The sequence below is a fragment of the Paenibacillus sp. PastF-3 genome (assembly GCF_029893135.1).
GTDB lineage: Bacteria > Bacillota > Bacilli > Paenibacillales > Paenibacillaceae > Paenibacillus_AQ > Paenibacillus_AQ nitricinens.
In genome coordinates this window covers 1-25,889 of the sequence record NZ_JARXWM010000003.1, presented here as the reverse complement: position 1 = coordinate 25,889, position 25,889 = coordinate 1, and the positions used below count along the sequence as shown (strand labels likewise).

Sequence of the window (25,889 nt, the reverse complement as noted above, 5' to 3'; positions counted from 1 at the left end):
GCTTTTCAAACTATAAAATCTGAATTTTATATGAAGCGTATAGGGTATCTTATCCATTTCGAGCGGAGAGAAGCCTTATGCGCTTTCTTTATATTTCAAGGTTTAATGGCCTGATGATCTGGAAGGGAGCAGGAATGAAGTTATCTAATAATAACCCGGTTCACAGAATTTATATGTTAAAAGAGGCTGGGAGACGCCAATCCGGCGGTGGTCACATCCGTAATCTCCAGATTGCCCAGTCCCCACTCTTCCTGACACCCATAGAAGCTGCTGTTCTAATAACTATTGAAGGAGAGACTGTAGCTCTTAAAATAGGTGAAATTCTTTTTTTAAGTGCAGGTACGACTTATCAAATTGATGTGCCAATAGAGACGGTTATCTCCATTCACGCAATTTCTTATGAGGTATACGGGTTAAGCAATAGCACTGAACAAGAACTCATCTATGGACTTTGTCGTGAAATTTTCCCAGCGAACGGGATCTTACCTATACGTACAACGAACAAAATAACCCGCTTATTTAGTGAATTGGAAGGCGTTGCTGCCAATAATTTAGAAGCACAGGCAAATAGAATTCAATCCTTGCTGCATCAGCTACATCAACTGGTCGTAGAGGCTGATGCTGAAGCAGACATTACAGATAATTCATATTTCAGAATGCTCTCTTATATTCAGCAGAACATTCAAAGAGAGATCACGCGAGAGATGATGTCAAAAATGATGGGATTTAATCCTCGCTATTTCTCAGTATGGTTCCGCAAGCAGACTGGGTGGAGCTTCACCGAATATGTAACTCATCTAAGAGTGAATAAAGCGAAAGAATATTTGATGTCCAGCCAAGCAACAATCCAGCAAATTTCTCAAAAAGTAGGCTATTCAGATGGACTATCTGAGCCGCAAATTCAAGCAAGTCACCGGGATGACTCCAACAGATTTCCGTTTGCGTCCCAAACCGAAGCGGATAGTAGCGTTGCAATTTTTCGGGGATTTACTTGCGCTGGGTGTTAAGCCTGTCGCGGTTGAAAAAGATGTGATGAACTACTCATTACTTTTGCAGCCTGAACTGGCGGATGTACAATCGTTTGAATTGCAGGGATGTCCGGCGGAAGCCGACTTGTCTGGGCTGGAAGCCGATATAGTCATTGCACCGACCTATCTGAGCCCCCGTCAGCTTAAATACATGGAAAAGTTGGGTCCACTAGTTACGGTGGAATGTGATGAGATGGACCGCTTAGAACAGATTCGTTTATTCGGCAGACTGCTGGGAGAAGAGGAGAGGGCAGAGGCATGGATAAGGCACTATCATTTGAAAATAGATTTGGCCAAGCAGCGCTTGTCCTCCCTAATTGAATCTGGTGAAACGGTAGCGGTGTATGAGATTAGGCAAGATAACGGTATTTATATCTGGAATCATACAGCCCGAGGTGTGTACAATCTGTATCCAATGTTAGGGTTAGCTCCACCGGACAAGGTAAGGTCAGATGTTCTGGAGCGGAATGATCATCTATGCATCTCACTTTCGGAATTGCCAATATATGCGGCTGACCATATGTTTGTGGTTGTATCAGGACGTGAGGACTGGATGTCCAGAACACGTAAACGCATTAGCAAAAGTACGGTTTGGCGCAATCTTACAGCATACAGGAATGAACGCATATATTACCTGAAGCTTGAGGAATTTTGGGGCAGCGAAGGGCTTGCACTCGAACGTCAGTTGGAGATACAGACAGATTTGTTAACCGGCCATAAATTAAGCTGACAATCGTCCATAGCCAAATTGATGTATTAGCGTGTATATATGTTTTCCCACCGAGACGGTATATTAAACAAGGATATAAATGATATTGATTATCAATATCATAATAATATAAAGTCTCAAGGAGGATTTACATTGTACAGAGTAATATCGTTAGGAAAAACAAGCATGATAGCCGTTGTGCTTACGCTGGTGCTACTGTTGAGCGCATGCGGACAAGCTGCTAATCAGGGGAATGCTCCAGCTAGCACGTCTGCTGATGTGGCTAAAAGCACTAATGATTCTGTAGTTGCCAGCACGGAGCCGGCTGCTGATGCAGAGTACTGGACATACGAAAGCGACAAAGGTCCGGTGCAGATCCCACGCAATCCACAAAGAATTGTAATTCCGGTACAAGACTTTATTGGTGATCTTCTGACACTGGGGGTGACGCCCATTGCCGTAGCTGGGAATGATATCTTGAACCATCCATATTTCAAAGAGGCGCTTACGGGTGTAGAAGTAGTGGGCGATGACATGACGGTGTCCCTGGAGAAAATAACGAGCCTGGAACCGGATTTAATTATCACTTATCAGGAAGATACCTATGAGCAAATCTCCAAGATTGCTCCGACTGTCTTTATTCCTTGGGGTAAATACGACTATAAGGAACGATTGATTGAGATCGGGAAAATCTTGAACAAGGAGCAGCAGGCTGTAAAGTGGGTGGCGGATTTCAATCAGAAGCTGGAAGCGAAGAAAGCTGAGTTGGCCGATCTGATCGCAGCTGACAAAAAGGTGGCAATCTTTGAAATTGCCGGTAAAGAGCTGTATCTATACGGTTCGTCATATGGGCGTGGTGGAGAGATTATATACAACGGATTGGGGCTGCATGCACCTGATCTTGTCGAAGAGGTAGCCTTTAAGGAGGGCTGGGCTTCCCTTTCTCTCGAAACGCTGCCCGAATATCTAGGAGAAGCTGATTATATATTCCAAGGCTTCAGCCGTGGTGTGGAGCAGGATAAGCTGGACATTCTGGACAGTGTCTTTTGGAAAAGTCTACCTGCTGTTAAGGCGGGTCATGTGTTCACATACGATCTCAAAACTTATTATCTCTCTGATGCTTATGCGCTGGACAAGCAGTTGGATGAGATAGTTACGTTGTTGAAGTCACTACAATAAGTTAAATTTGAAGCGTGAGAAGGGATGTCCGCTTAGCCGCTATGGCTTCGGACATCCCTTTTCCTCATGCATTATTTATTATTTATTAGCCAATCGGCCAGCTCTTCGGTCTGGGTTAATACGGCGATAGGGTCATAATACCAGGAACGTTCTTCTTTCCAAACATAGAGGTGTCCATTTTTGACAGCAGGAAGGTTGCCCCAAAATGAATCAGCCTTGTAATCAGCTTCTGTAAGGTTATTTGAGGTTAAGATAATATAATCTCCGGCATACTTAGTTAACGCTTCTTTAGATATTTCCGCCCATTGCTTCTCCATAATCTCCGCTGCTACTTCTGTAGGCGGCTTGCGACCAAGCGCTTGATAGATGGGCTGTCCGCCTCGTCCAAAGTTATCGCCATAGACCCAAATGGATTTTCCGCCGTCTTCCATGATGGAGAAGGTTGCATCTGCCGGGAGGACCTTGTCCACTTTTGCTTTAGCTTCGGCTATCTGTTTGTCATAATCTGCAAGCCAATTCTTTGCTTCTTGTTCCTTTCCAAGGAGTTCTCCGAAATAGGTTAATTCTGCATGAGCATCTTTTAAATCCCCGTAAGGCACAATGATGGTAGGAGCAATTTTGCTAAGCGTTTCATAGCTTTCTGCTTGTCCCGAAATAATCAAGTCAGGATTTAGTGCGATGATTTTTTCAGGTGACATTTTACCGTACGCTCCTGTGTCTGTAACACCTGTAAGAGCCTCCTTATAATACATATTTTCTAAGGTTAAGCCTGGAGCTCCGATAGGAATGGTATCAAGAGCTATTAGACTTCCCAAGTATTCCTCAGCGACAATTCGTTTAGGATGAACAGGGATTTCAACATCACCTTTTACGGTACTTACTGTTTTGACAGTAGGGGTTTCAGCACTTTCTGCTTCTTGACTAGTTTCGGTTGGAGCTTGTGTTGCTGCTGTTGTATTACTGGTGTTACTGGTACCACCTGTTTTCTCCACCGTAGTATTGGAATTTCCACAAGCTGATAGGACTAGAATTAACGTCAGCATGAAGGGAAATAGAAGCCAATGATTCTGTTTCGAAGTATTCTTGTGTAGATTATACAATTTGTTGTTCCTCCTATAGTAATTGATTATCATTCTCAATAAGAACTTTACAATCTTCTCTGGTTATTTACTATGGACGAATATGATCTTCGTTTGTGCATATTTATGATGTCATCACACGTAGCAATTCTTTAAGCTGTGCTTGAGAAGACAGCGGATCAAATCCATAGAACATGTCACCCTTGTTCAGGATGTATACCCGATTGTTACGGACTGCATCTAACTGCTTCCAATCACGAGAACGCAGAAGGCGAGAGAGGCGTTTTCTTCCCTCAGAAGATGATGGGATGCTAGTGATAATAATATAGTCTGCAGGATAGGTTCCGATTTCCTCAATAGATGACACTAGATACCCTGAATCCATTATTCCGTTCTCCATAATGATGGATGGTGGCTTGAATCCAAGATCTCCGTACAAAATCTGACAACCCCTACCGTAACTGCTACTGAAACAATAAGCTGCTCGGGAACTAAGCTCCCAAACGATGGCTGTCCCTCTTTCCGATCCTATCGAATGGTTCAGTTTCTTATTGGCCGCATGGCAGAGCCCGTCGTAATGACCTAACCATTCTTCCGCTCGCTGTCGCCGATTAACCACATCAGCGATCAAACCAAATTGCTCTCGCCAGCTCATTTGCATAAAGGGTAATTCAATGACCGGAGCAACTGGAGTCAGGATCTTATTCTCCGGAATATTGTAGCTGATAATAATATCAGGCTCTGCTGAAGCTATCGAATCCAATAGGGAAGAGCTACCTTCGTTCATCGCTAGTTGCTTGGAGGCAGGCACTTGCTCCAAGCTCCGATGCCAATCCGAATAAACACCGAGTTGGGGCATGATTTCCAGTACTCGTAGGATAGCTGTGTGATTGTAGTTCAAAGCAACAATTTTTTTGTTCTTATTCTGATAGGCTGTAGGTGAAAGGCCCACAAGCTGCTTGAATTTACGGCTGAGATAAGTCCCTTCTTCATAGCCAACCTCGTGCGCCAGAGTTGTTAGATTGGGAGAACTGGTGAGAATTCGTTGCTGCGCTCTGCGGATTCTTAACAGTGTAATATAAGCACTGAAAGTTTGACCCATAATTTTACGAAAGGTACGTGAGAAGTGTTCAGGGCTTACCCCAGCTAACGTAGCCATCTGCTCCCGAGTGATATCTTCGTTGTAATGCGCTTCTATGTATTTAAATACATGTTCAAGCCAGCTTCCTGATGTTTCCTTTGTTGCAGCCAGCTCATGATGAAGATTCACGATCAATTGAGTGAATAATTGCTGGACCTTAAAAGGCTTCCGATTATCGGGTTGTATCCAAGCACTATAAAGCTCACCTGACAGTGCTATCAATTCTGTGGAGGCATGGTGTAAGGAGGAGCTGTCATTTAGAAAATAATCCTCTTGATTACGGTTGGCCGTACTGGCGTACTCTATCCACATCCCCTGTAACTGTTGCTCAGTTTCTAGCTTTAAATTAGAAGATGCAGCAAAATTCTTGATGCTTCCGGGTTTGAGGTTGTGAGGTTCGCCATCTATCTCAAGCTGCCCCTTACCTTCCCAGACAATCATAATACAGGAATTCGTAGCCGGGATGTTATCGGTTGTGTAGTGGGAAAGACTTGTTAGGCTACTAATCTTAACAGGCATATAAAAAGGATGGGAATGATGTGGCATCCCGCCGGATTGGATGGGCATGGTAGAAATGATCCCCTTTTCAATGATAATCATTCTCAATTATAGTATAGCAGTCTTTCTTTCTATTGACTATAATAGCTCTTATGATAGTGTTTAGAATAATCCGCTAACGGGATATTTTAGGCATGAAAGGAATGGGGATTTCATGACAACTTGGAATTTACAAGGAACCGTAAGTCACTTGTTGATATGTAATGGTAGCAGCTGCAAGAAACACAAAGGTGAAGAGGTAGCTGAAGCGATAGAAGATGAGATTGAAAAGCAAGGTGCACAGAGTCTTATACATACGACGGTAACCCGTTGTAATGGTAGATGTTCAGATTCCTGCGTCGTGATCGCATACCCTGAAGGCGTGTGGTATAAAGAGATCACACCTAAATCAGCGAAATCGCTAGTACGGAAGCATTTACAGGGCGAGAGACTTGAAGATCATCTGCTGTATTCTTATGATGGTCAGCTGATGGCTGCAGATGACAAGGGAGCTAATGGGAAGAAGAAAAAATAGCTGTCCATAGATCGAAGTTTCGCAGCTGAGTGGAATCTAAGCAGAAATGATTGAAGTACCGTCAATGCGCTGGCGGTATTTTTTTGTCTTTTCAGGAAGGCAACGTTGCTTCTTTTAGTTCAGTAGAGGATCATGATTGAATGAAAGGAAGATCTAGGGGGAATAGACATGTTTAAGAGGTTTACAGTGGATGATCATGCAGAAACGGCGCAGTTGTTTGCGGAATCTTTTTGTGAATTACATGGAGAAACTTTTCATACATATATGAAGCTTGAGGCTTATCACTGCCTTGTCGTAAAGAAGCCTGCAAACGTTGGAGGATATTTACGGCTTGCGACTGAAGAATACAGTACTACGATTACAGAACTCATGGCGTAGCGGATGCCAAAAACCCGGATTCTAACAAAGTATATCAATCGATTGGTTTTGTGGAGGCGGGCAGAATTACAGATATCAAATTTGACTTGCGCCCCTTACGTTGACTATGCTATTAAAAAGTGAATAAAATAACACTTCATATAAGGTGGCGCATGGGGGAGAGGGTTCGATGGAGAGGCTGCAGGTGTGGCCGGGGAAGTTTAAAAAGTTTTTTCTGAACAATAAATTTGTGGTAACGTTACTTATTTTATTGTTAACTGGGGTAACTATCCTGGTGTTTTCAAAGATACCGTTTATTTTTACGCCTATATCTGTATTACTGCACACGGTGGCGGCACCATTGTTACTATCTGGTATCGCTTATTACTTGCTGAATCCGTTAGTAGACCTAATGGGAAATAGATTCAGGATGAAACGTGTGTATGCAATCATCATTCTCTATCTGTTAATTGCGGGTATTATTACGTTGATTCTGGTGATGGTGATTCCGATTCTTCGAACGCAGTTATCTGGTTTGATTGACGATTTTCCAAGGTATAGTGACTTGATCCAGGAACGATTTATGAACCTGACGGGAAGCGAATTCTTTGGTCAAGTTCAAGACAGTATAGGAACCAACCTAAGTGAAATTACCAGTAAAATTACGGCTTGGGGCACTTCTTTTCTGAATAATGCGCTAACAGGCGTAGGGAGCTTCGTCGGAGCCGTTACGGAAATTGTGCTGGCGGTGGTGACGACACCGTTTATTCTATTCTACTTGCTTCGTGATGGAAAAAGATTGCCAGATTACATTTTGAAATTTGTACCTACCGCGCTGCAGCCGCAGACTCGGATGGTAATGTCGGAAATGAACGCGCAAGTATCTTCCTATATTCGAGGGCAAATAATAGTAAGCTGCTGCATTGGTGCGCTGCTCTATATTGGCTATTTGATTATTGGTCTGGAGTATTCACTTGTTCTTGCCATTGCCGCTGCTTGTACAGCAGTTGTTCCCTATTTGGGTCCGGCAATTGCTATTACACCAGCCTTAATTGTGGCCATGGTCACTTCACCATTTATGCTGCTGAAGATGATCATCGTTTGGACGGCTGTACAGCTGATTGAAGGGAAGTTTATCTCTCCGCAGATTATGGGCAAGACACTGAAGATTCATCCGATCACGATCATTTTTGTGATTATTTTTGCCGGCAAAATGTTCGGCGTTCTTGGCATTATCCTTGCAGTTCCTGGTTACGCGGTGCTCAAGGTTGTATTTACACATATTTTTCAATGGTTCCGGTTCCAGTCCGGATTGTATAAGCAGATTGAAGAGAATAAGGAATAATGTGGAAGGGTGAAATGTAATGGTAGGACCGATAGCAGTAACCTCTTACGGTAAGCTTCAAGGACGAGAGGAGGATGGCGTGAACGTTTGGCGTGGAATCCCTTTTGCCGCTCCACCAGTTGGAGAGCTTCGATTTCGTGCGCCGCAGCCACCAGAAGCTTGGAGCGGAATTAGAGATGCTTCTGAATTTGGTCCAGTTAGCCATCAGCCAGCGGATACGAGAGGTACGCGTTTCGGTGGATTAACACCTCGTCATTCTGAAGATTGTTTATATTTAAATGTATGGTCACCTGCATCCCCAGGCGAGGCACTTCCTGTAATGTTCTGGATTCACGGGGGGACATTTGTGACAGGTGCGGGAAGTCAGCCACAGTTTGATGGTACTAGCTTCGCGAAGAATGGAAATGTAGTCCTGGTGACGATTAATTATCGACTGGGACCGTTTGGTTTTATGCATCTGTCTTCGCTTGGTGATGGATTTGCGTCTAATCAAGGCTTGCTGGATCAAATTGCCGGGCTGGAATGGGTAAAGCATAATATTGCCGCCTTTGGAGGCGACCCTCAGCGAGTTACGGTATTTGGAGAATCAGCTGGCAGTATGAGTATCGCAGCCCTTCTGGCTATGCCTGCTGCAAAGGGATTATTTGCTGGAGCGATCATGCAAAGTGGGGCTGCTCAAACTTTGCCAAATCAGCAAGGAAAAGATATTGCTGTAGCATTACTTACTGAACTAGGCATTTCCCCTGATGGAGATACTAGCCTACTTAATACTTTCTCAGCGGAACAAATTATAGACGCAGCCACAAGAATGACCATTAAATTAACGGGTGGTTCAATAGGCATGTTATTTCAGCCTGTCATTGATGGGGATACGCTTCCTATAGATCCTGCACAGGCTGTGGCAGAAGGATCGGCCCAGGGGATTCCGTTGTTGATTGGAACCAATCGAGATGAGGGTAATTTATTTTTCAGGGGAGAGACACCAGGTGCAGACTTTGATGAATCGCTCAAGGCGCTGGAGCAGATGATGGGAACTGGAAGTCTGGCGGAGGTTGCCAGCCACTATTCTTCTACATGGGAAGGACAGGCGGAGATTCTAACGGATCTATATTTCTGGGGTACTTCTATATCCTTAGCTGAGAATCAATTGGCCTATGCGCCTGTGTGGATGTATCGTTTTGATGGGACGGTCCCTGGCCATCCATTGTTAAATAAAGCTGTACATGGTGCGGAAATTGTCTATGCTTTTAATAATTTGTCTCATGTAACTCGCTTGGGCGCGGAAATTACACCGGGGATGCAAAAATTGGCTAAAAGTATGCATGCGGCATGGATTGCCTTTGCTCATCGTGGAAACCCAGCTACATCTGAGCTATCATGGCCTGAGTATAATCTGGAAGAACGTCCTACACTGATCTTTGATGAGGAGATGCGAGTTACTCAAGATCCCGATTCAGAGAAACGCAAGAGAATTGTCTCTATTCTGGTTTGAGAAGTCTGAGGGGATGAACGGGGATGAAAATTCAAGGATTTAATCATGTGACGGTAAATGTGAGTGATTTATCACGTTCATTGAATTTCTATACGGGTATTTTGGGTCTTCAGCTAATTCACAAAGGGAATACAGATGCTTATCTGGAATGGGGGAGCGCATGGATTTGCCTCATTGAAAAGCCAAAATACATTGAATTAATGAGCAATGTAATTGGGATAGACCACATTGCTTTTAGTATAGCGGAAGAACATTTCGAGGAGGCAGTACAGGTACTCCGTACCCACGAAGTACGAATCATTAGAGGACCTGTTAAAAGGGGAGTAGGCAGGACAGTCAACTTTCTCGATCCAGATGGGATTCAGTTAGAGCTGCACACTTCTAATCTAAGAGAACGAATGAGTGTTTGGAATAACAAACATGAATAAATAGAAAGAGGAGCTTCAAAGCCAATTGGTGGCTTTGAAGCTCCTCTTTTTTCTATCGACCTAAATATTCCTTTATCCCTAGAACTACTGCTTCGGCTATCCTATTCTGTACATCCACGGTGAAGAGTAATCCTTCGTCCTTGGTATTACTTAAGTAACCACATTCTAATAAAATGGCTGGCATTTTAGTTTCTCTTGTTACATGATAATTCGCTTGACGAACCCCTCGATCCTGAAGACCTGTAGCAACAGTAAGATATTTATGAACGGTTTGCGCGAATAATAAACTATCTTTACGTGTGTAATAGGTCTCAGTACCACTAGGATTGCTCTTACTGCCCACTGGGATACTATTGGCATGAACAGAGATGAACAAATCTGCTTTTACCTTATTGGCGAGGTTGGATCTGTCCTGTAGGGTCGGGTATGTATCATCACTTCGAGTGAGCACAACCTCAATATTTGGCTCTTTCTTTAGTAGTTCTGCAATTTTCAGTGCTGTTGGCAAGGTGAAATCCTTCTCTTTTCGGTTACTTCCGGTGCCAGGATCTTTCCCACCATGTCCTGCATCAATGACGATTATCTTCTTGTCTGTGTTGCCGGTTGAAGGTGGAGGCGTTGTAACCGGTACTTCTGGTACAGTGGTTGCAGGAGGCGTGGTGCTTGTCCCATTTAGATCCACTATAATAAGTCCATCGTTAGCATTTGTTACACTGTAGTTATTCGCGCTGTTCAGATCAATCACGATCCGGATCGTAGAGGGAGAACTACTGAATAATGAATAACGAATGGTTGAGACGTTAGGATATTCGGTAATCGTCAACTGCCCGCTTTGGTTTTTTCCGACAGAAAGGTTCTGATGAAAGCTGTCGCCAAAGCTGGTATTCGGTAAATCTACGACAATTCGGTCTTTATCTGTCATTGTGAATACATTAGGTGTTACACTACCGTTCACCGCAACGATTAGTTTATTATCAACGAAGCTAAGATTTGTGACTGCAGCTGAGGAATTTCCGTCGGTTGCTGTGTTACCGTTGGATCCATTATCAGAGGGTGCGGTTACAGAAGTGTCTGGAACTGTAATTTCTGGATCGCTTCCGCCAATCTCTGGCACTGGAGAAGTTAAGTAGACCGTTTTGGTCACATTATCCCAACCTACAGTAGTTCCTGTCTGTTCACCAACAAATCTTAAAGGAACGAGGGTCGTGTTGCCACTTAGAAAAGGAGGGTTGTCCAGTTTTACCTGTTTCCCCGAAGCCTCTGCCATCGCATTATTCACGATAAGCTTTAATGTCGTTCCCTTTTGCTCAATGGTTGCAGTCTTGGTCACATTATCCCATTTCACGGTATAACCAAGCTGCTCCGTAACGAGGCGAAGTGGAACCATCACGCTTCCATTTACAATTTGAACTTGTGCTTCTTTAGAAATCTTAAGATCATTGCCGTCTAGATTGATGTGTGTCTCTGCAGAGCCGGCATAACCAGTTCCTGGATGAACCAGCACCAACAAAAGCAGCAGTAACGCCAAAAAACCAAACTTCTTCATCTGCAATCCCTACCATCCCCGTTTCTTGGTTTCTAGCAATTCTTACTTTTTCTTCCTTTGATGCAGTTTCAGCGTATATAATTCTTAAACGACAATAGTTTCCAAAAGTTGCGCTCTTTTAGAGTGAAAAAGGAAAAATTTCGGTAGAAAAAGCGAAAAGAGAGCTTTCCCAAACATTTGGGTTAGCTCTCTTTCCCTAACAATATTTTATTTCAAAGAAGTATAACCCGTTTTTTCTACCAATTCCTGACCCTGAGCAGATTGCATCCAATCTAGAAAGGGCTGAATATTGGGGTTGTCACTTCCGGCAGTCACAGCATAAAATTCTGTAGCCAAAGGGTACTGTCCACTACGAATACTTTCTTTGTCGGGCTTAACACCATCTATGGCGAGTAGTGCAATTTCCCCGCTTTGATTCATTTCTGAGGCGTAGAATAAGAAGCTGTACCCGAGTGCATTTTTATAATTGCGATAGCTGGATGTTTGTTTAATGATTCCGCTCATAATATCTGCGACGTCTTCCTTAGGTGGTGTCATGAGTATGGTATCTCCCATAAACTTTTGCAGCATCGTCTGGCTCCCACTATCCTCTGGCCGTTGAAAAGCGCGAATACGGTTATTAGCTCCGCCTACATCTTTCCAATTGGTGATCTTGCCTGCGTAGATATCTTTAAGCTGGGCGGTAGAAAGTCCAGTCACTTCGTTTCGTTTATTCACAAAAAATACGAAAGCCTCGCGCCCAATAGGTGTGAGCTTCAGCTCGACGCCTTTTCGCTTCGCATGTTTTTGCTGAGCAAGAGAAGGAGCAGCCACAAAAATAATATCGGTTTCACCTTCAATTAGTCTTTTGTAAGCTTCCGGTGTGCTGCTGCAAATTACTTGGCCGATTTGAAAATCATATGGTTTATAATTGCCCGCAGGATAAGCAGATTGCACGAAAGCTGAATACAGTGGGTAAAGTGCGGTTGCACCATCCAGCTTGGGTGGATTGCTATCGATACTATAGGCAGAAGGTTTGTCTAATTTCACTGCTTTCGTATTCTCAGCAAAGGGTTCATATTGTACGAGATTGACCTCCCGATCATCGACCGTGGCAATGCTGTTAGTATATGCTTGCTTGATCTCATATCCTGCGGTTACGAGCACACTAAGTCCGAGGATGGATAGCAATATTATATTGCTTGTTTTTCGGGACAACAAATCAAATATAAGGAGTACAACGTAAATGGCTATTACCACAGATAAAATCGCCACAAGAGGAGTATAAAAGATAAGCCCCCCGAAAAGCGCAGTAATTATCGAACCTATGAATCCTAAAAAAGCTATGACTCCGACCGCAAAAAAGGAGAACAATAGCTTCGTCCAGAATGACTCCTTCATCCAAAATGATTTCTTCATAACAACCTCCTTAGAAAAATTCCTAAACTATGGAAAAATAAACATAATTTCATTATACAGATTTTTGTGGATGAGACAGTAGAACAATAACGAAAAAAATATGTAATAAAAAGCTGTAATACATGAAAATTTTATGTATATTTTCATAAAGTACTGGACGAATGGCAAGAAGAGGTTTATTCTGAGATTGTGAAAAAAACAACGGAATACAAGATTCTCGGGGTAGGGTGAAATTCCCAACCGGCGGTAATGTTCAAAGCGAACTAAGCCCGCGACTCACTTGTTCTGCTTGCAGAGAAGTGACTGATCTGGTGTGAATCCAGAGCCGACGGTAAAGTCCGGATGGGAGAGGATCATAAGATGAAGGCGCTAGGAGTCTATCCTGTACGTCTTTATTGATAATGCCCCCGAGTCGACCTTTTATGGTGATTCGGGGGTTTTTGGTCTCTTATCGAGGGTTTGTATCGACAAGGAGAATGGGATTATGAGTAATGTAACAGCTTCAACATCAGCTAATAAGGTAAGCAGCACGTCGCCGTTACGCAGTGGTTTTTGGCTCGTTGTGTTCGGTGCAGCACTATGGGGCGTGGATCCGCTCTTTCGTATTATCCTCTTAAAATCCTTGACCTCATCGCAAATTGTTCTTTTGGAGCATGTGGTGCTTTTCTTGGCTGCTTCCCCTGTTCTTTGGCGTCACCGGGCGGAGCTAAAAGGTATTGGATTCCGCCAGATTGGAGCTTTGCTAATTGTTTCCTGGGGAGGTTCTGCCGGGGCAACAATTCTATTTACGATGGCACTCTCCAGTGGGGATTTAAATGCTGTGCTGTTGCTGCAAAAGCTTCAGCCGATATTCGCTATCGGTCTTGCAGCCTTAATTCTTAAAGAACGTCTGCCTAAAAATTTCGGGATCCTCATTACTGTGGCTCTGGTAGGAACCTACCTGCTGACCTTTGGCTGGAGTATTCCATTCGGACATGTGAACAACTTTATCGGTGTTAGCAGTCTGATGGCCTTAGGAGCGGCCGCATTATGGGGTGGCTCGACAGTAATGGGACGTTATCTGCTTGGGTCTATGAAATATGAGACAGTGACTTCCCTAAGATTTATAATGGCGCTGCCGCTGCTTTTCGTAATCACCACATTAGAAGGGGCTCCTTGGCAGATTAATGGTGGATTTGGTGCATCTGCTGCCATAGCCATTAATTTGTTGCTGCAGGCTTTGCTGCCAGGACTGCTCAGTATGCTAATGTATTACAAAGGACTCAGCACTACCAAAGCTTCCTTCGCTACATTGGCTGAACTAAGCTTTCCTATGACGGGAGTAATCATTAACTGGATCGTATTCCAGCAGCTCGTCACCCTACCGCAAATTATCGGGTTCGCGTTGATCTGGACTGCTTTATTCTTTATATCGAGTCAACAATCTAAAGCACAAACGCTCTGAACAGACTCTGATTGTATAGATTGAACTAAATAAAGTATAAAGGGATGACTGAATGCCTAGAGGCTTTCGGATCATCCCTTTTTGTATGTCTCAACAATACATTAGACTGCAAAAACTGCAGAAATGTTTCGTACGTAGCATATAGCGTAATAATTTAAGCCTTTACAATAGAGAGGACGATAACAGTGCTTGAACAAGCTATCACCTGTCTACCTCATTGTGCGGGGAGAAATTATCTATGCGTTAATGAAGATTATTTGTACAATAGAGGCTATGACATTTGAGTCGGAGTGTGAAGGAAAGTGTATAGATATAATTTATTTACCAAAATCGTAAGTATCATGGTCATCATGCTGATTCCTATTACGATCCTCTATTTCTATTCCAATAAGACGACCACGGATGTGCTACGTACGGAGTTAAATACTTCGAACAGCAATCAGCTCAGTTTTTTTCAGAATCAAGTCGAGAGTAATATGGAGCTGTTGTCCTCCTGGCCGATCCTGCTCATTCATGATCCTGATATTTTGAGCTTAAAGGATACTTATTTAAAGGGGACACATTTGAACCTGGATGCAATAAATTTGATTAAGCGGATTCAGACCAAAATCAGTATTCAGGAAAGCTCCTCCAACTGGAAGAGTAAGTTGTATCTATATTCACCGTCGATCCACCGAATGGTGTCAGAGAATGATGCTTTACCATATTCGGATGAGGATTTGAAGCGGGAAGTAAAGTCAGGCTGGCATGTAGAAAAGATCATTGAGCAGGATGGCGACCATTTTGTGTTCTCTTGGTTTTCTTTTACCCCCTTCATGTCAGAGTTCACTCCTGAAAAGGCCAATACGATTATGAAGGTGGAGTTTGACAGCCGAAACATTGAAGATATGCTGGATAAATTTAAAAGTGATGGCAGGAGAGATCCTTTTTATTATAAACAGGGTACTGGACTTATCTTTAACCGTAGTGCTGACAAGCTGCTAGCTAATGAATTGGTAAATAGGCTGGAGCAAGAGCAGTTGAAGCAAAGCGAAAATCGTACAGTGAACATTAATGGTGAGTCCTACAGTGTAAACATAGTCTTTTCGGATAAAATGGGCTGGTATTTGATCGACTATATGCCGCTGTCAGAAATACTGCATCCAATCCAAACCTCCAATCGCTTATTTTATTTTGCTATTGGTGCATTGTTATTAATGAGCTGTCTGGTAGCCTATCTACTATATGTGCAGGTGCAGGTGCCCGTTAGATTATTGGTTGGAGGCTTCCAGAGGTTGAAGCAAGGAGACTACTCTGCGCGGGTGGAGATCAAAGGTAAAAATGAGTTCAGCTTCCTGTCCGGAAGGTTTAATAGCATGGTGGAACAGATTCAGAAGCTGATCGAGAATGTGTTAATGGAAAAAATCCATGTTAGGGAAGCCAGATTAAAGCAGCTTCAATCTCAGATCAATCCGCATTTCTTCTATAATTGCTTCTCCTTTATTACGAGTATGGCGAAGCTCGATAATATGGGTGCTGTCGTCGGTATGTCGCATAATTTATCCCGGTATTACAGATATACGACCCGCCAAGAACGCGATCTTGTCGCTTTATCTGAAGAAACGGAATTTGTGACTCACTATCTGGAGATCCAAAAAATGAGGATGAGCAGACTTCAATATGAAGTTCTTATCCCACCGCAAATGCGGAAACGGGATCTTCCTCCGTTGGTTCTTCAGCCTTTGGTCGAGAATGCGGTTATCCATGGAATTGAGCCTGTCTCTAAAGAGGGGCTGGTGCGAATTACGGGCACATGCAACGGAAGAGTTATGACATTAACGGTTGAGGATGACGGAAAAGGCATGACCCCGGAGGAAATTATCGTATTGGAAAATAAGCTAGGCAAAGCGATGGATGAAGAAATGGGCTGCGGGCTTTGGAATGTGCATCAGAGAATGCGGCTGCGTTTTGGTGAGGATGCAGGATTGACGATTGCACCATCATCACTTGGAGGACTACAGGTTAAACTTCAGTGGTTGCTACCGCTAACTGACAATAATATGGATGACATCTAGGAGGGAATATGTTGATAGAGATATTGTTAGTCGATGATGAGCCTTATGTAACAGAAAGTCTGGCCCGCACGATTCCGTGGGACGAGATTGGCGTAAAGCAAGTGCATCAGGCGGCATCAGGTGCTGAGGCTCTGGAAATATTGGAACAGCAGGATATAGATATTATGGTTACTGATATTTCTATGCCGGGAATGTCCGGGTTACAATTAATTGAAACAGTGAGTGAGAAATGGCCGGATATCCGTTCGATCCTACTGACAGGTTATTCTGATTTTCAGTATGCTAAGAAGGCGATTCAGCTGCAGGCCTTTGATTATATTTTGAAGCCGGTAAGTGATGAAGAATTTATCAATAGTATCTCCGGAGCGATTGAGTCGCTAAAAGATGAATGGGAGGCACATGATAAATACCATTTGCTACTCTATAATCGGAAAGCCGATTACAGTGTTTTACGGGCCAACTTGATGCATGAATTACTACTTGGTAGAGTACTGTCTGAGCGGACACTTGCTTTAAAGCTAAAGGAATATGAAATCTCTTTCGAATCAGATGTGGAAGCGGCGATGTTATTGATTCAGCTGGGTAAACATTATGCCGCGATGGATCATCATTCGGTTTCCCTAATGGAATATGCCATCGGCAATATTGCCGAGGAGCTCTTTAAAGAGCAGTTCCATGTCTGGTTTTGCAAAGCACCCCATGATTGTTTAATTTTGCTTGTCGAGCTGAAGCCAGTCATCCAGCGGGAGTTAGAGAAGTCGAATAATTACGATGCTGCGAGACAACAAATCCTTAAGTCAGCGATCGCTAACTTCAGAATTAGTGTGAGTAACTACCTGAAGGGTGAGATATCGCTTATCGTTACGGAGTGGTTTGCTTTTCCCGAAGGGATGACGGCTGCCTATCGAAGTGGCTTAAGTTCAATGTTTTTGACAACACATAATGAAACAGGCTCGGTACTTTATCTGGGGGATCGTCATCTTCAGGAGATGATGAGCATCAAATCACTCGAAAGCCTTTACCGTCCGCCAACGCTTATTCATTTGCTGGAATCTAAGCAATGGGATACAGCCCGCGAGAAGATCGCTGATGTGTTCCGAGATATGGAGAATGCGCGATTTTCAAGTGAGCATCTGTATGAAGTTTTTTTGTCCATTACTAATGCGTTCATGTACATTGCCCACAAAGGGGGGCAGTTCATCTCACAAATCGACCAATATGCGTTCGATCCGATGTTGACTCAGAGCATCATTGTTTCTTTTGACAAACTGAAGGACTGGGCGTTCGATATGCTAAACAAGCTTCAGAAGGAACTCTCAGAAAGTGATCAGAATACGAAAAGTTACATTATTAAGCAGGTGCATGAGCTGGTAGGGAACCATTCCGGACATGATTTGTCGGTCAAGACGATAGCGGATCATGTGTATCTGCACCCCGTATACTTATCTAAAATATATAAGGCAGAGACAGGAGAAGGGCTCGGAGACTATATTATCCGCATGCGGATGGAACGTGCACTTTATCTGCTTAAGAATACGAATAAAAAAATCTATGAAATCACTACCGAACTCGGATATCAAAATCCGCAATATTTCAGCAAAATGTTCAAAAAGCATTACAATATGACACCAAATGAATTTCGTGACGGATAGAGAGGTTGAGAAAGGTGCAGAAACCTTGTTTAAATGACGTATTCGACATCATCTTCGTTCCCTATAATTAAGTCATAACCAACACTTAAGGAATCTAAGGGGGAACAAAATGAGCGCGATGAAGAGAAAAAAATGGCTGCCGCTCCTGTGTATGAGTATGCTTTTGGTAGGTAGTCTCGCAGGTTGTTCGAGTAATAATGCTGCTGATGGAAAGAATACAGCCGGTGATTCGACTACCAATACAACATCTAATTCTGAAAACGCCTACAAGGATAAATATGATCCTGAGGTAACCATTACAACGGTATGGGGTGTTGACCCTGAGCTTAAATTCAAGAATGGGGAAAGCATTGAGAATAACGTAGCTACGAAGTGGACAAAAGAAAAGTTCGGCATCAATATTAAATCACTTTGGTCCATTACAGATACGAATGGCGCTTTTGGAACCAAACTACGCCTGTCGATGTCATCTGGTCAGGAAATGCCCGATGTTGTAACGATCGGTACGGGGGATAGCACGATTGCTCAGGATTTGATTGATTCCGGTATGTATGCTGAAGTGGGAACACTATTTGATAAATACGCCTCAGCTACTTGGAAAGAAGCCATGGCACAGGATCCGAACGTATGGAACCAATACAGCCGTGATGGCAAAAGAATGGGTCTCCCTGTACTCGATTACGCATACAACCATGATTACATTCTTTGGATCCGCCAAGATTGGCTGGACAAGCTAAATATGCAAGCTCCTAAAACGATTGATGAGCTAGAAAAAGTTATGGATGCATTCAAGAATCAGAACCCTGACGGCTTGGCACCAGATAAGGTGACTCCGCTCAGTATCGGCTTTAAGACATCAATGAACACTTGGATGGGCGATCCTTCTTGGATCTTCGGTGCTTATGGAACGCTTCCGCAGCAATGGAATCTTGATGCTGATGGTAAATTGGAATACGGCTCTGTAAATGCAGGTATGAAGCAAGGGCTCGAAAAAATGAAGGAATGGCTCGCAAAAGGTTATATTCCTCAAGAAGCAGCGCTTTGGGATGAGAACAAAACAGCTGAGCCAGCAGTGGCGGGCACAGCAGGTATTCTCCCAGGACCATACTGGATGAGCGGTTGGCCGCTTCAAGATACTGTGAAGAATGCTCCGGATGCTGTATGGGCTCCAATTGAAATTCCAGCAGGACCAGATGGTAAAGTTATGCGTCATGGAACACAGTTCACTAACGGTGTAACTCTGATTAGCACCAAGATGAAAAATCCAGAAGCCTTCTTCACCTATCAAAACTATCTGTTCGATAACTTTGCTGATCCTAAGCCTGGAAGCGAGCTAGATAACGGCCTCTTTGCAGGATATGACTATGAACTAGATGCAAACGGTAAGATGATTGAAAATGATAAAATTGCTGGTGGTTATGTAAACAGTGTTCGTTATATGCTGGTTCGTGACGGCGCCCGGATTCCAGATGCCCAAATGAAAGCCCTTCTTAACCTTGCAGATGGTGCTGAACCAACCACTCGTTTGGAGAAGGATGTAGCTGTGAACTATGGTAAGGATACTCCTGCAGCTGCAAAGGTTCTGCTGGCACAAGAGGATAAATCCTTCAAAAATATGTTCACAGGCCCTACTACTGAAACTATGAAATCGAAGATGGATTACCTGAACAAAATCGAGAACCAAACGTTTAATGAGATCATCTATGGCAACAAGCCACTAGAAGCTTTCGATACCTTCGTAGCGACCTGGAAATCAGGCGGCGGCGATCAAATCACTAAAGAAGTAAATGAATGGTATGACAGTGTAAAATAATGCTCTGTTAAGGGTACAATTAGGGACTGTTTTCTCAGCTGTTATTTAGCTGTGGAAACGGTCTCTTTTTGCGTTAGCGGTTATCCGAATTTGTATAAATTAGCTTCTGTTTCTATACGGTAAAGAGATTGGTTTTGTACCATATATATTGGTTTTGCTCGCTATTTGGGGAATCCTGTCGTTGCTATAATTTGAGTATGGTTACAGAAGAACTTGACACGATATGGGGGACCAAGGATGAGAACACTTAAAAAAACATGGCCATTTCACTTAATGTTGCTGCCGGCGATGATATTCCTGATCATCTTCAGCTTTATACCGATGGGCGGAATTGTGATGGCGTTCCAGGATTATAAGCCATGGCTAAAAATTTCGGGATCAGCGTGGGTTGGATTAGATAATTTCCGCTATCTATTTGAACGTAATGACAGTATGCAGGTCATTTGGAACACATTGATTATTGCCGTTCTGAAGATGATCTTCAATCTGGCTGTGCCGTTTGTGTTCGCCATTCTGTTGAATGAGATTCGCAAGGTTTATATACAGCGTACAATTCAGACACTGGTTTATTTACCTCACTTCTTGTCTTGGGTCATCCTTGGCGGGATCTTGCTGGATTTGCTTGCTACAGACGGCTTCGTCAATCAGATTCTCGGGAGTATGGGGATTAAACCCATCTTTTTCTTAGGAGATAATAACTGGTTCAGGTTCACGGTCATTCTCACGGATGTATGGAAGGAATTTGGTTATAACACGATCGTTTTCCTGGCTGCTCTAGCAGGAATTAACCCTTCATTATATGAAGCTGCTGAAATAGATGGTGCAACCCGCTGGAAACAGACACGTTTTATCACAATGCCTTCTCTACTGCCAATGGTTGTTGTGGTAGGTACCCTGGCTCTTGGAAATGTATTGAATGCAGGGTTTGACCAGATCTTTAACCTCTATAATCCGCTGGTCTATCAGAAAGGCGATATTATCGACACCTTCGTATACCGTACAGCTATTCTGAATGGTGAGATGGGGTTTGGTACAGCAATCGGACTATTCAAGTCAGCCATTAGTATGGTCCTAATCCTTGTATCGTACAGTCTGGCTAAAAAATGGGCAGGATATCGCATTTTCTAAACTACCAAAGGAAGAGGGAGACCTATGTATTACAAAACTAGAGGTTATCGTATTTTCAACATATTCAATACTTGTTTTCTGATCATACTCGCACTCATGTGTATTGTTCCTCTGATTCACGTATTAGCTGTGTCTTTCAGTGCCAAGTCTGCGGCTGATGCCAATCTGGTAGGCCTGTGGCCAAAGCAGTTCTCTCTGGAAGCTTATAAAAAGACAATGAATAATCCGATATTCCTGCACTCCATATGGGTATCCGTACAAAGAACCGTACTCGGAACCGGACTTACACTTCTGATTACTTTTCTGGCGGCTTATCCCTTATCTAAGGAAAACTCAGTTTTTAAAGGTCGGAATGTGTATTCCTGGTTGTTCGTTTTCAGTATGGTGTTCAATGGTGGACTGATCCCTTTCTACATTGTCATTCAAAAAATTGGCTTAATGGATTCCTTCTGGGTACTCGTTCTGCCAGGTGCAGTAAATACGTTCTTGGTCATTCTGATGCTGAACTTCTTCCGTGGTATTCCTAAAGATCTGGAGGAAGCTTCACTAATAGACGGTGCCGGACATTTCCGAACCTTATTCAGTATTTACTTACCGATTTCACTACCATCGATTGCGACGATTGCACTGTTTAGTATGGTGTTTCATTGGAACTCCTGGTTCGATGGACTGTTGTACTTGAACAATTCCAAGCAGTTTCCGCTGGCGACCTTTCTGCAGACCGTTATCATTCAACGGGATATGAGCTCCATGAGCATTAATCCGAAGGAGATGGAATTAATCTCGCAGACAACGGTTAGAGCCGCGCAAATCTTTATCGGGGCTGCTCCTATTCTAATCGTATATCCATTTTTGCAGAAATATTTTGTTAAAGGGATGACACTTGGTTCTGTAAAGGAGTAGGGATGATGATAACGACATTTATCAATGGAATGGATATCTCGTTTTTGGATGAAATAGAGCAGAGTGGAGGCAAGTTCCACAGTAGCTCTGTTCGGAGCGCTGAGGAAGGTGAGGATTTACTCCACATCCTAAAGGACAATGGAGTGAATGCCATCCGGCTACGGATTTGGAATGACCCTCCAGGCGGTTTCTGCAATTTAGAACGTACACTGGTCATGGCTAAGCGAATCAAAGAAGCAGGGCTTAACTTTTTATTGGATTTTCATTATTCAGACAAATGGGCCGATCCGGCTAACCAATGGAAGCCAAAAGCTTGGGAGGCACTTGACTTCAGTGGTTTGACATCCGCCGTGTATGAGTATACACGCGAGACCCTCGAAGCTTTACAGTCCCAAGGCACACTGCCCGATATGGTGCAGATCGGTAATGAAATTACGCCAGGCATGTTATGGGGAGAAGGCAAGGTTGATGGAGATTGTGATACTCCGGAGCAGTGGGAGCAGTTCACTACGCTAGTTAAAGCGGGTATAGGGGGTGCGAAATCCGTCGATTCTGACTTGTCCATTATGATCCACATTGACCGGGGAGCTGATCATCCGGCGAGCCGTAACTTTTTTGATCGTTTCTTAGAACATGGCGTAAATTTTGATGTTATCGGATTATCATTCTACTCTTGGTGGCATGGTACTTTGGACGACTTGCAGCTTAACCTGAACGAATTAGCGCTGCGTTATAACAAGGATATCATTGTGGTGGAAACAGCCTATCCATGGACACTGAATGCACCTGAAGGATTTCCAGTAATTGTGAATGAGGAAGCCCAGCTCCATGAAGGTTATCCAGCCACAGTAGAAGGTCAAGCTAAGTATATGAAGGATTTCATAAACGTAATTGAGAACACACCTAACGGAAAAGGAATCGGCTTTTATTACTGGGAGCCTGCATGGATTCCTTCGCAAAAGGAATGGTCTGTTGGGCATGAGAATGGGTGGTCCAATTTAGCTCTGTTTGATTTTGAAGGTAAGAAACTGGATTCGCTCCATTTCTAAAGATTATTAGGATAGAAAAGAAGACAGCCAATGGTTAAGCACCGTGGCTGTCTTCTTTTTTAATTCAAAAAGGCATCTAAAGCCACCGTAGGCTTACCAGAAGAATCAAAGGCACCTTTTGTGTAAGCGTACCATGTACCATAACTCTCCGGTTCCCAATAGAATACGCCAAGCCCTTTGCCGCCACTTACCGATTTTGTTTTGCTAATGATGTCCGTAAGAAAAGCTTTAGCCGTTGTTGGAGCACTAACATCCATTCCGACCTCTGAAATGATCACCTCTTTACCATACCGGGCAACCATATCATTCATATTCGTTAATGTCTGAGCATTCAGTGTAGACCAGTTGCTTGTAGTTGGATAGAGTGACATGCCGATCACATCATAGTTGGCACCGTTAGACTTCAGACCGTCAAACATCCAGCGGAACAAGGAATTGTCGTAGCCGTTAGAGAGGTGGACGATGACTTTTGAACTACTACTGACCGCTTTTACTGCACTATAACCTGAATTGATCAACGCGGCAAAATTACTCATACTTACAGAAGCTTTTCCATCCTCCCACAGCATTCCATTATTCGTCTCGTTCCCTACCTGTACCCATTCCGGCGTAACACCGCTAGCTTGGAGAGTATTCATAACATCATAAGTGTGGTCATATACCGCTGTCTTTAGAGCTGTAAAGTTCTTGCTGGTCCAGGCAGCAGGTTTCTTCTGATTGCCAGGATCTGCCCATGTATCACTATAATGAAAGTCAATCATGATTCGAAAACCCATGTTCTTGGCGCGAACGGCCTGTTTCACAACATCGGCTTTGTTGGAGAAATTAATGGAGGGGTTGACCCAGACCCGAAGTCGAATGGAATTCATCCCGTGGTCTTTGAGGATTTGCAGTAGATCTTGTTTCACACCGTTATCATTATAAAAAGACCAATTATAGTACTCCATCTCCGATAGCCAGCCTACATCCGCCCCTTTTGCAAAAGTCGCAGCAGCCTCCGCAGGTTTGTTATTCACAAAGTTGAAACACATACTAAACACGAGAGACAGGCAGATGAACAATTTGAACATTGTTTTTGAGCTTTTTTTACTCATGATAATAACCTCCAGATTAGGGTTTTAACAACAAGTGCTCATTAAATCGCGATGTTTGTATCCGCTTACATAAATGCCTCCCTTCGTCTTTTATAACAAGATTGTAAGGTGTGATAAGTCTTCCCGATACCTATAAAGAATCAACATTTCAGCATCTTTGGAAATTGATTCAGAGCTTCAAGAGTAAAAATAAGGCTTTACTCCCATACTACCGTTATCTTGCACCGGAGCTATTTGACCACAACCTTTAGGAGGAATGCGGATGAAACAACATTCTGCTCCCGCCATCTATATACAGCTTAAGAACCGGGTGACGGTACCCAAAGGTAAAGGTGTCACATTGGGTGATATTGCATTTTTGATCGCGGAGCCAGAGCTGAAAGAGTCCTTGGAATCTATTTTGCTAATGAAGCCAGAGCAAAGTGACGGCAATCTGATTTTGATTGATCTTCTGATGGTTATTCCCCGCATTTATGAGCTGGTGCCCGAAGCGGACATTGAGCCGATCGGTGAAGGGAGAACGATTGTGCAGATTGAAGGTCCGGTGGAGAGGCGGAAGCCCTCAGTAGCGATGTTTGTTTTAGTGTGGCTGCTGCTGTTCTTCGGGTCTGCGCTGACCATTATGAATTTCCATGCGGATGTAAACATGCAGGAGGTCCAAATCCGAATTGTCGAGATGATAACCGGTCATCGGGATGAGCATCCGGTTGTCTTTCAGATTGCGTATTCTGTAGGCATCGGTTTTGGGATGGTCATTTTTTTCAACCATTTATTTAAGAAAAAGTGGAATGAGGAGCCAACACCGCTAGAAGTGGAAATGTACCTGTATCAGAAAAATATCGATCAATACGTCATCAATGAGGAGTATAGCAAAATGAGGCGCCGTGGAGAAAATCAACCAGAGAACGTGGAGGACGGAAGATGACGGCACCTATAACACTAGGGTTGAATTTGCTGCTGGGGATTGCAGGGGGGATCGCTGTAGGTGGCGGTGTGATCGCTTTATTTGTGGTTCTTGACATGGTGCCCCGTCTGGCCCAATTAACTTCTTCTTACGATAAAGTACATTGGTACGAGGGTGCGATGGTAGTCGGATCATTGGTAGGAACCGTAAGTGATTTTTGGAATTGGAAAATATCTTCAGGTCCTTTAGTTGAACTTGGTATAGGACTATTTGACGGGATTTTTGTCGGGATGCTCGCTGCAGCATTGACCGAGGTATTAAATGTGCTGCCTATACTCGCGAAACGCTTGAATATGACACATTATCTGTTCGGGCTGTTAATGGCGATGGTAAGCGGGAAGGTCGCGGGTTCTTTGTTCGACTGGTTTGTATACCGACAGTAAACGGGGGTTATGGAATGAGCAAATTTATTCACAGCGGTGATTCTGTGCCAGAAGAGGATCATCAGGAAGAAAACGCTGCGGCTGCCGCAGCAATGAAGAATACCGCAGAGGATCTGGTTGATGATCATACTGAGGCAAACGGAGCTTCTATGAACAGTGAAGACGCAGATCCGGCGGAAAATACTACAGCAGCTGATCCGAGTCAAGAGCAGCAGGATGCAGAGGCCTCAGATGAGCTAGGGTCAGAAGAGCAGAGCGTCGAAGCATCAGCAAAGCTGGATTCCGGGCAGCAGGATGCAGAGGCCTCAGATGAGCTAGGGTCAGAAGAGCAGAGCGTCGAAGCATCAGCAAAGCTGGATTCCGGGCAGCAAGATGCAGAGGCCTCAGATGAGCTAGGGTCAGAAGAGCAAAGCGCTGAAGCATCAGCACAACCGGATTCCGGGCAGCAGGATGCAGAAGCCTCAGATGAGCTAGGGTCAGAAGAGCAAAGCGCTGAAGCATCAGCACAACCGGATTCCGGGCAGCAGGATGCAGAGGCCTCAGATGAGCTAGGGTCAGAAGAGCAAAGCGCTGAAGCATCAGCACAACCGGATTCCGGGCAGCAGGATGCAGAGGCCTCAGATGAGCTAGG

23 protein-coding genes and 1 riboswitch are annotated in these 25,889 nt (G+C 43.7%); of the genes, 18 read left to right on the top strand and 5 right to left on the bottom strand.

Annotated elements, in window-relative coordinates; translation table 11 throughout:
* Positions 1-134 precede the first annotated feature (134 nt).
* The 3 genes from M2444_RS07355 to M2444_RS07345 all read left to right on the top strand — a co-directional run bounded on the left by M2444_RS07355 (position 135) and on the right by M2444_RS07345 (position 2,916).
* The gene (locus M2444_RS07355; protein WP_280786634.1) at positions 135-1,007 is read left to right on the top strand and encodes a helix-turn-helix transcriptional regulator; all 873 of its coding nucleotides are present in this window, start codon (positions 135-137) and stop codon (positions 1,005-1,007) included.
* The gene (locus tag M2444_RS07350; RefSeq protein ID WP_280786633.1) at positions 970-1,758 is read left to right on the top strand and encodes an ABC transporter substrate-binding protein; all 789 of its coding nucleotides are present in this window, start codon (positions 970-972) and stop codon (positions 1,756-1,758) included. The genes M2444_RS07355 and M2444_RS07350 overlap by 38 nt, the downstream gene beginning before the upstream one ends.
* Before the next feature lie 132 nt (positions 1,759-1,890).
* On the top strand, positions 1,891-2,916 hold the full coding sequence (locus tag M2444_RS07345; protein WP_256990446.1) for an iron-hydroxamate ABC transporter substrate-binding protein: 1,026 nt from the start codon (positions 1,891-1,893) through the stop codon (positions 2,914-2,916).
* 71 nt (positions 2,917-2,987) lie between these two features.
* On the opposite strand, the gene M2444_RS07340 is transcribed toward M2444_RS07345, so the two are convergent.
* On the bottom strand, positions 2,988-4,016 hold the full coding sequence (locus M2444_RS07340) for an ABC transporter substrate-binding protein (RefSeq protein ID WP_280786632.1): 1,029 nt from the start codon (positions 4,014-4,016) through the stop codon (positions 2,988-2,990).
* Positions 4,017-4,119: 103 nt separating this feature from the next.
* Positions 4,120-5,703 (bottom strand): helix-turn-helix domain-containing protein, encoded by a 1,584-nt coding sequence (locus tag M2444_RS07335; RefSeq protein ID WP_280786631.1) that lies wholly within the window; start codon positions 5,701-5,703, stop codon positions 4,120-4,122.
* 145 nt (positions 5,704-5,848) lie between these two features.
* Between M2444_RS07335 and M2444_RS07330 the strand changes: the two genes are divergently transcribed.
* The 5 genes from M2444_RS07330 (at position 5,849) to M2444_RS07310 (ending at position 9,830) form a co-directional block, all read left to right on the top strand.
* Positions 5,849-6,208, top strand: coding sequence for a (2Fe-2S) ferredoxin domain-containing protein (locus M2444_RS07330; protein WP_280786630.1), 360 nt, complete (start codon positions 5,849-5,851; stop codon positions 6,206-6,208).
* Between the two features lie 168 nt (positions 6,209-6,376).
* Positions 6,377-6,586 carry a hypothetical protein gene (locus M2444_RS07325; protein WP_280786629.1) on the top strand — a complete coding sequence of 70 codons (210 nt, stop codon included), beginning with the start codon at positions 6,377-6,379 and terminating at the stop codon, positions 6,584-6,586.
* Between the two features lie 169 nt (positions 6,587-6,755).
* Positions 6,756-7,910, top strand: a complete 1,155-nt coding sequence (locus M2444_RS07320; protein WP_094872160.1) for an AI-2E family transporter — start codon at positions 6,756-6,758, stop codon at positions 7,908-7,910.
* 19 nt (positions 7,911-7,929) lie between these two features.
* Positions 7,930-9,402 (top strand): carboxylesterase/lipase family protein, encoded by a 1,473-nt coding sequence (locus M2444_RS07315; RefSeq protein ID WP_280786628.1) that lies wholly within the window; start codon positions 7,930-7,932, stop codon positions 9,400-9,402.
* Positions 9,403-9,425: 23 nt separating this feature from the next.
* The gene (locus tag M2444_RS07310) at positions 9,426-9,830 is read left to right on the top strand and encodes a VOC family protein (RefSeq protein WP_094872162.1); all 405 of its coding nucleotides are present in this window, start codon (positions 9,426-9,428) and stop codon (positions 9,828-9,830) included.
* Positions 9,831-9,882: 52 nt separating this feature from the next.
* On the opposite strand, the gene M2444_RS07305 is transcribed toward M2444_RS07310, so the two are convergent.
* Both M2444_RS07305 and M2444_RS07300 read right to left on the bottom strand, forming a co-directional pair.
* Positions 9,883-11,376: an N-acetylmuramoyl-L-alanine amidase family protein gene (locus tag M2444_RS07305; RefSeq protein WP_280786811.1), complete on the bottom strand. Its 1,494-nt coding sequence runs from the start codon at positions 11,374-11,376 to the stop codon at positions 9,883-9,885.
* A 207-nt stretch (positions 11,377-11,583) separates the two neighbouring features.
* Entirely contained in the window at positions 11,584-12,774 is a 1,191-nt protein-coding gene (locus M2444_RS07300; RefSeq protein WP_280786627.1) for a substrate-binding domain-containing protein, read from the bottom strand.
* A 209-nt stretch (positions 12,775-12,983) separates the two neighbouring features.
* A riboswitch (FMN riboswitch) is annotated at positions 12,984-13,132 on the top strand.
* A 126-nt stretch (positions 13,133-13,258) separates the two neighbouring features.
* Here M2444_RS07300 and M2444_RS07295 point away from each other — a divergent pair.
* The 7 genes from M2444_RS07295 to M2444_RS07265 all read left to right on the top strand — a co-directional run bounded on the left by M2444_RS07295 (position 13,259) and on the right by M2444_RS07265 (position 22,817).
* Positions 13,259-14,218, top strand: a complete 960-nt coding sequence (locus M2444_RS07295; protein ID WP_094872164.1) for a DMT family transporter — start codon at positions 13,259-13,261, stop codon at positions 14,216-14,218.
* A gap of 302 nt (positions 14,219-14,520) precedes the next feature.
* Positions 14,521-16,272 carry a sensor histidine kinase gene (locus M2444_RS07290; protein ID WP_094872166.1) on the top strand — a complete coding sequence of 584 codons (1,752 nt, stop codon included), beginning with the start codon at positions 14,521-14,523 and terminating at the stop codon, positions 16,270-16,272.
* A gap of 11 nt (positions 16,273-16,283) precedes the next feature.
* Entirely contained in the window at positions 16,284-17,924 is a 1,641-nt protein-coding gene (locus M2444_RS07285) for a response regulator transcription factor (protein ID WP_280786810.1), read from the top strand.
* 109 nt (positions 17,925-18,033) lie between these two features.
* On the top strand, positions 18,034-19,737 hold the full coding sequence (locus tag M2444_RS07280; RefSeq protein WP_280786626.1) for a type 2 periplasmic-binding domain-containing protein: 1,704 nt from the start codon (positions 18,034-18,036) through the stop codon (positions 19,735-19,737).
* 237 nt (positions 19,738-19,974) lie between these two features.
* Positions 19,975-20,865 carry an ABC transporter permease gene (locus M2444_RS07275; RefSeq protein ID WP_042129685.1) on the top strand — a complete coding sequence of 297 codons (891 nt, stop codon included), beginning with the start codon at positions 19,975-19,977 and terminating at the stop codon, positions 20,863-20,865.
* A gap of 24 nt (positions 20,866-20,889) precedes the next feature.
* The gene (locus M2444_RS07270; protein ID WP_094872170.1) at positions 20,890-21,768 is read left to right on the top strand and encodes a carbohydrate ABC transporter permease; all 879 of its coding nucleotides are present in this window, start codon (positions 20,890-20,892) and stop codon (positions 21,766-21,768) included.
* Positions 21,769-21,770: 2 nt separating this feature from the next.
* On the top strand, positions 21,771-22,817 hold the full coding sequence (locus M2444_RS07265) for a glycoside hydrolase family 53 protein (protein ID WP_306440455.1): 1,047 nt from the start codon (positions 21,771-21,773) through the stop codon (positions 22,815-22,817).
* 59 nt (positions 22,818-22,876) lie between these two features.
* On the opposite strand, the gene M2444_RS07260 is transcribed toward M2444_RS07265, so the two are convergent.
* Positions 22,877-23,911, bottom strand: coding sequence for a glycoside hydrolase family 53 protein (locus M2444_RS07260; protein ID WP_094876399.1), 1,035 nt, complete (start codon positions 23,909-23,911; stop codon positions 22,877-22,879).
* A 262-nt stretch (positions 23,912-24,173) separates the two neighbouring features.
* Between M2444_RS07260 and M2444_RS07255 the strand changes: the two genes are divergently transcribed.
* The 3 genes from M2444_RS07255 to M2444_RS07245 all read left to right on the top strand — a co-directional run.
* Positions 24,174-24,836 (top strand): stage V sporulation protein AA, encoded by a 663-nt coding sequence (locus M2444_RS07255; protein ID WP_094876398.1) that lies wholly within the window; start codon positions 24,174-24,176, stop codon positions 24,834-24,836.
* Entirely contained in the window at positions 24,833-25,258 is a 426-nt protein-coding gene (locus M2444_RS07250; protein ID WP_042129676.1) for a stage V sporulation protein AB, read from the top strand. Before M2444_RS07255 ends, M2444_RS07250 begins: the two co-directional genes overlap by 4 nt.
* 14 nt (positions 25,259-25,272) lie before the next feature.
* Positions 25,273-25,889: hypothetical protein (locus M2444_RS07245; protein ID WP_280786625.1), on the top strand; the 617-nt coding region annotated here is incomplete at its 3' end.

What these genes read in the sequence shown, in the direction of transcription:
- M2444_RS07310 (WP_094872162.1), top strand. Translation starts at nt 9,426, where the DNA reads ATGAAAATTCAAGGATTTAATCATGTGACGGTAAATGTGAGTGATTTA.
- M2444_RS07265 (WP_306440455.1), top strand. Translation starts at nt 21,771, where the DNA reads ATGATGATAACGACATTTATCAATGGAATGGATATCTCGTTTTTGGAT.
- M2444_RS07355 (WP_280786634.1), top strand. Translation starts at nt 135, where the DNA reads ATGAAGTTATCTAATAATAACCCGGTTCACAGAATTTATATGTTAAAA.
- M2444_RS07255 (WP_094876398.1), top strand. Translation starts at nt 24,174, where the DNA reads ATGAAACAACATTCTGCTCCCGCCATCTATATACAGCTTAAGAACCGG.
- M2444_RS07330 (WP_280786630.1), top strand. Translation starts at nt 5,849, where the DNA reads ATGACAACTTGGAATTTACAAGGAACCGTAAGTCACTTGTTGATATGT.
- M2444_RS07280 (WP_280786626.1), top strand. Translation starts at nt 18,034, where the DNA reads ATGAGCGCGATGAAGAGAAAAAAATGGCTGCCGCTCCTGTGTATGAGT.
- M2444_RS07250 (WP_042129676.1), top strand. Translation starts at nt 24,833, where the DNA reads ATGACGGCACCTATAACACTAGGGTTGAATTTGCTGCTGGGGATTGCA.
- M2444_RS07335 (WP_280786631.1), bottom strand. Translation starts at nt 5,703, where the DNA reads ATGCCCATCCAATCCGGCGGGATGCCACATCATTCCCATCCTTTTTAT.
- M2444_RS07270 (WP_094872170.1), top strand. Translation starts at nt 20,890, where the DNA reads ATGTATTACAAAACTAGAGGTTATCGTATTTTCAACATATTCAATACT.
- M2444_RS07305 (WP_280786811.1), bottom strand. Translation starts at nt 11,376, where the DNA reads ATGAAGAAGTTTGGTTTTTTGGCGTTACTGCTGCTTTTGTTGGTGCTG.
- M2444_RS07300 (WP_280786627.1), bottom strand. Translation starts at nt 12,774, where the DNA reads ATGAAGAAATCATTTTGGATGAAGGAGTCATTCTGGACGAAGCTATTG.
- M2444_RS07275 (WP_042129685.1), top strand. Translation starts at nt 19,975, where the DNA reads ATGAGAACACTTAAAAAAACATGGCCATTTCACTTAATGTTGCTGCCG.
- M2444_RS07260 (WP_094876399.1), bottom strand. Translation starts at nt 23,911, where the DNA reads ATGAGTAAAAAAAGCTCAAAAACAATGTTCAAATTGTTCATCTGCCTG.
- M2444_RS07320 (WP_094872160.1), top strand. Translation starts at nt 6,756, where the DNA reads ATGGAGAGGCTGCAGGTGTGGCCGGGGAAGTTTAAAAAGTTTTTTCTG.
- M2444_RS07315 (WP_280786628.1), top strand. Translation starts at nt 7,930, where the DNA reads ATGGTAGGACCGATAGCAGTAACCTCTTACGGTAAGCTTCAAGGACGA.
- M2444_RS07295 (WP_094872164.1), top strand. Translation starts at nt 13,259, where the DNA reads ATGAGTAATGTAACAGCTTCAACATCAGCTAATAAGGTAAGCAGCACG.
- M2444_RS07325 (WP_280786629.1), top strand. Translation starts at nt 6,377, where the DNA reads ATGTTTAAGAGGTTTACAGTGGATGATCATGCAGAAACGGCGCAGTTG.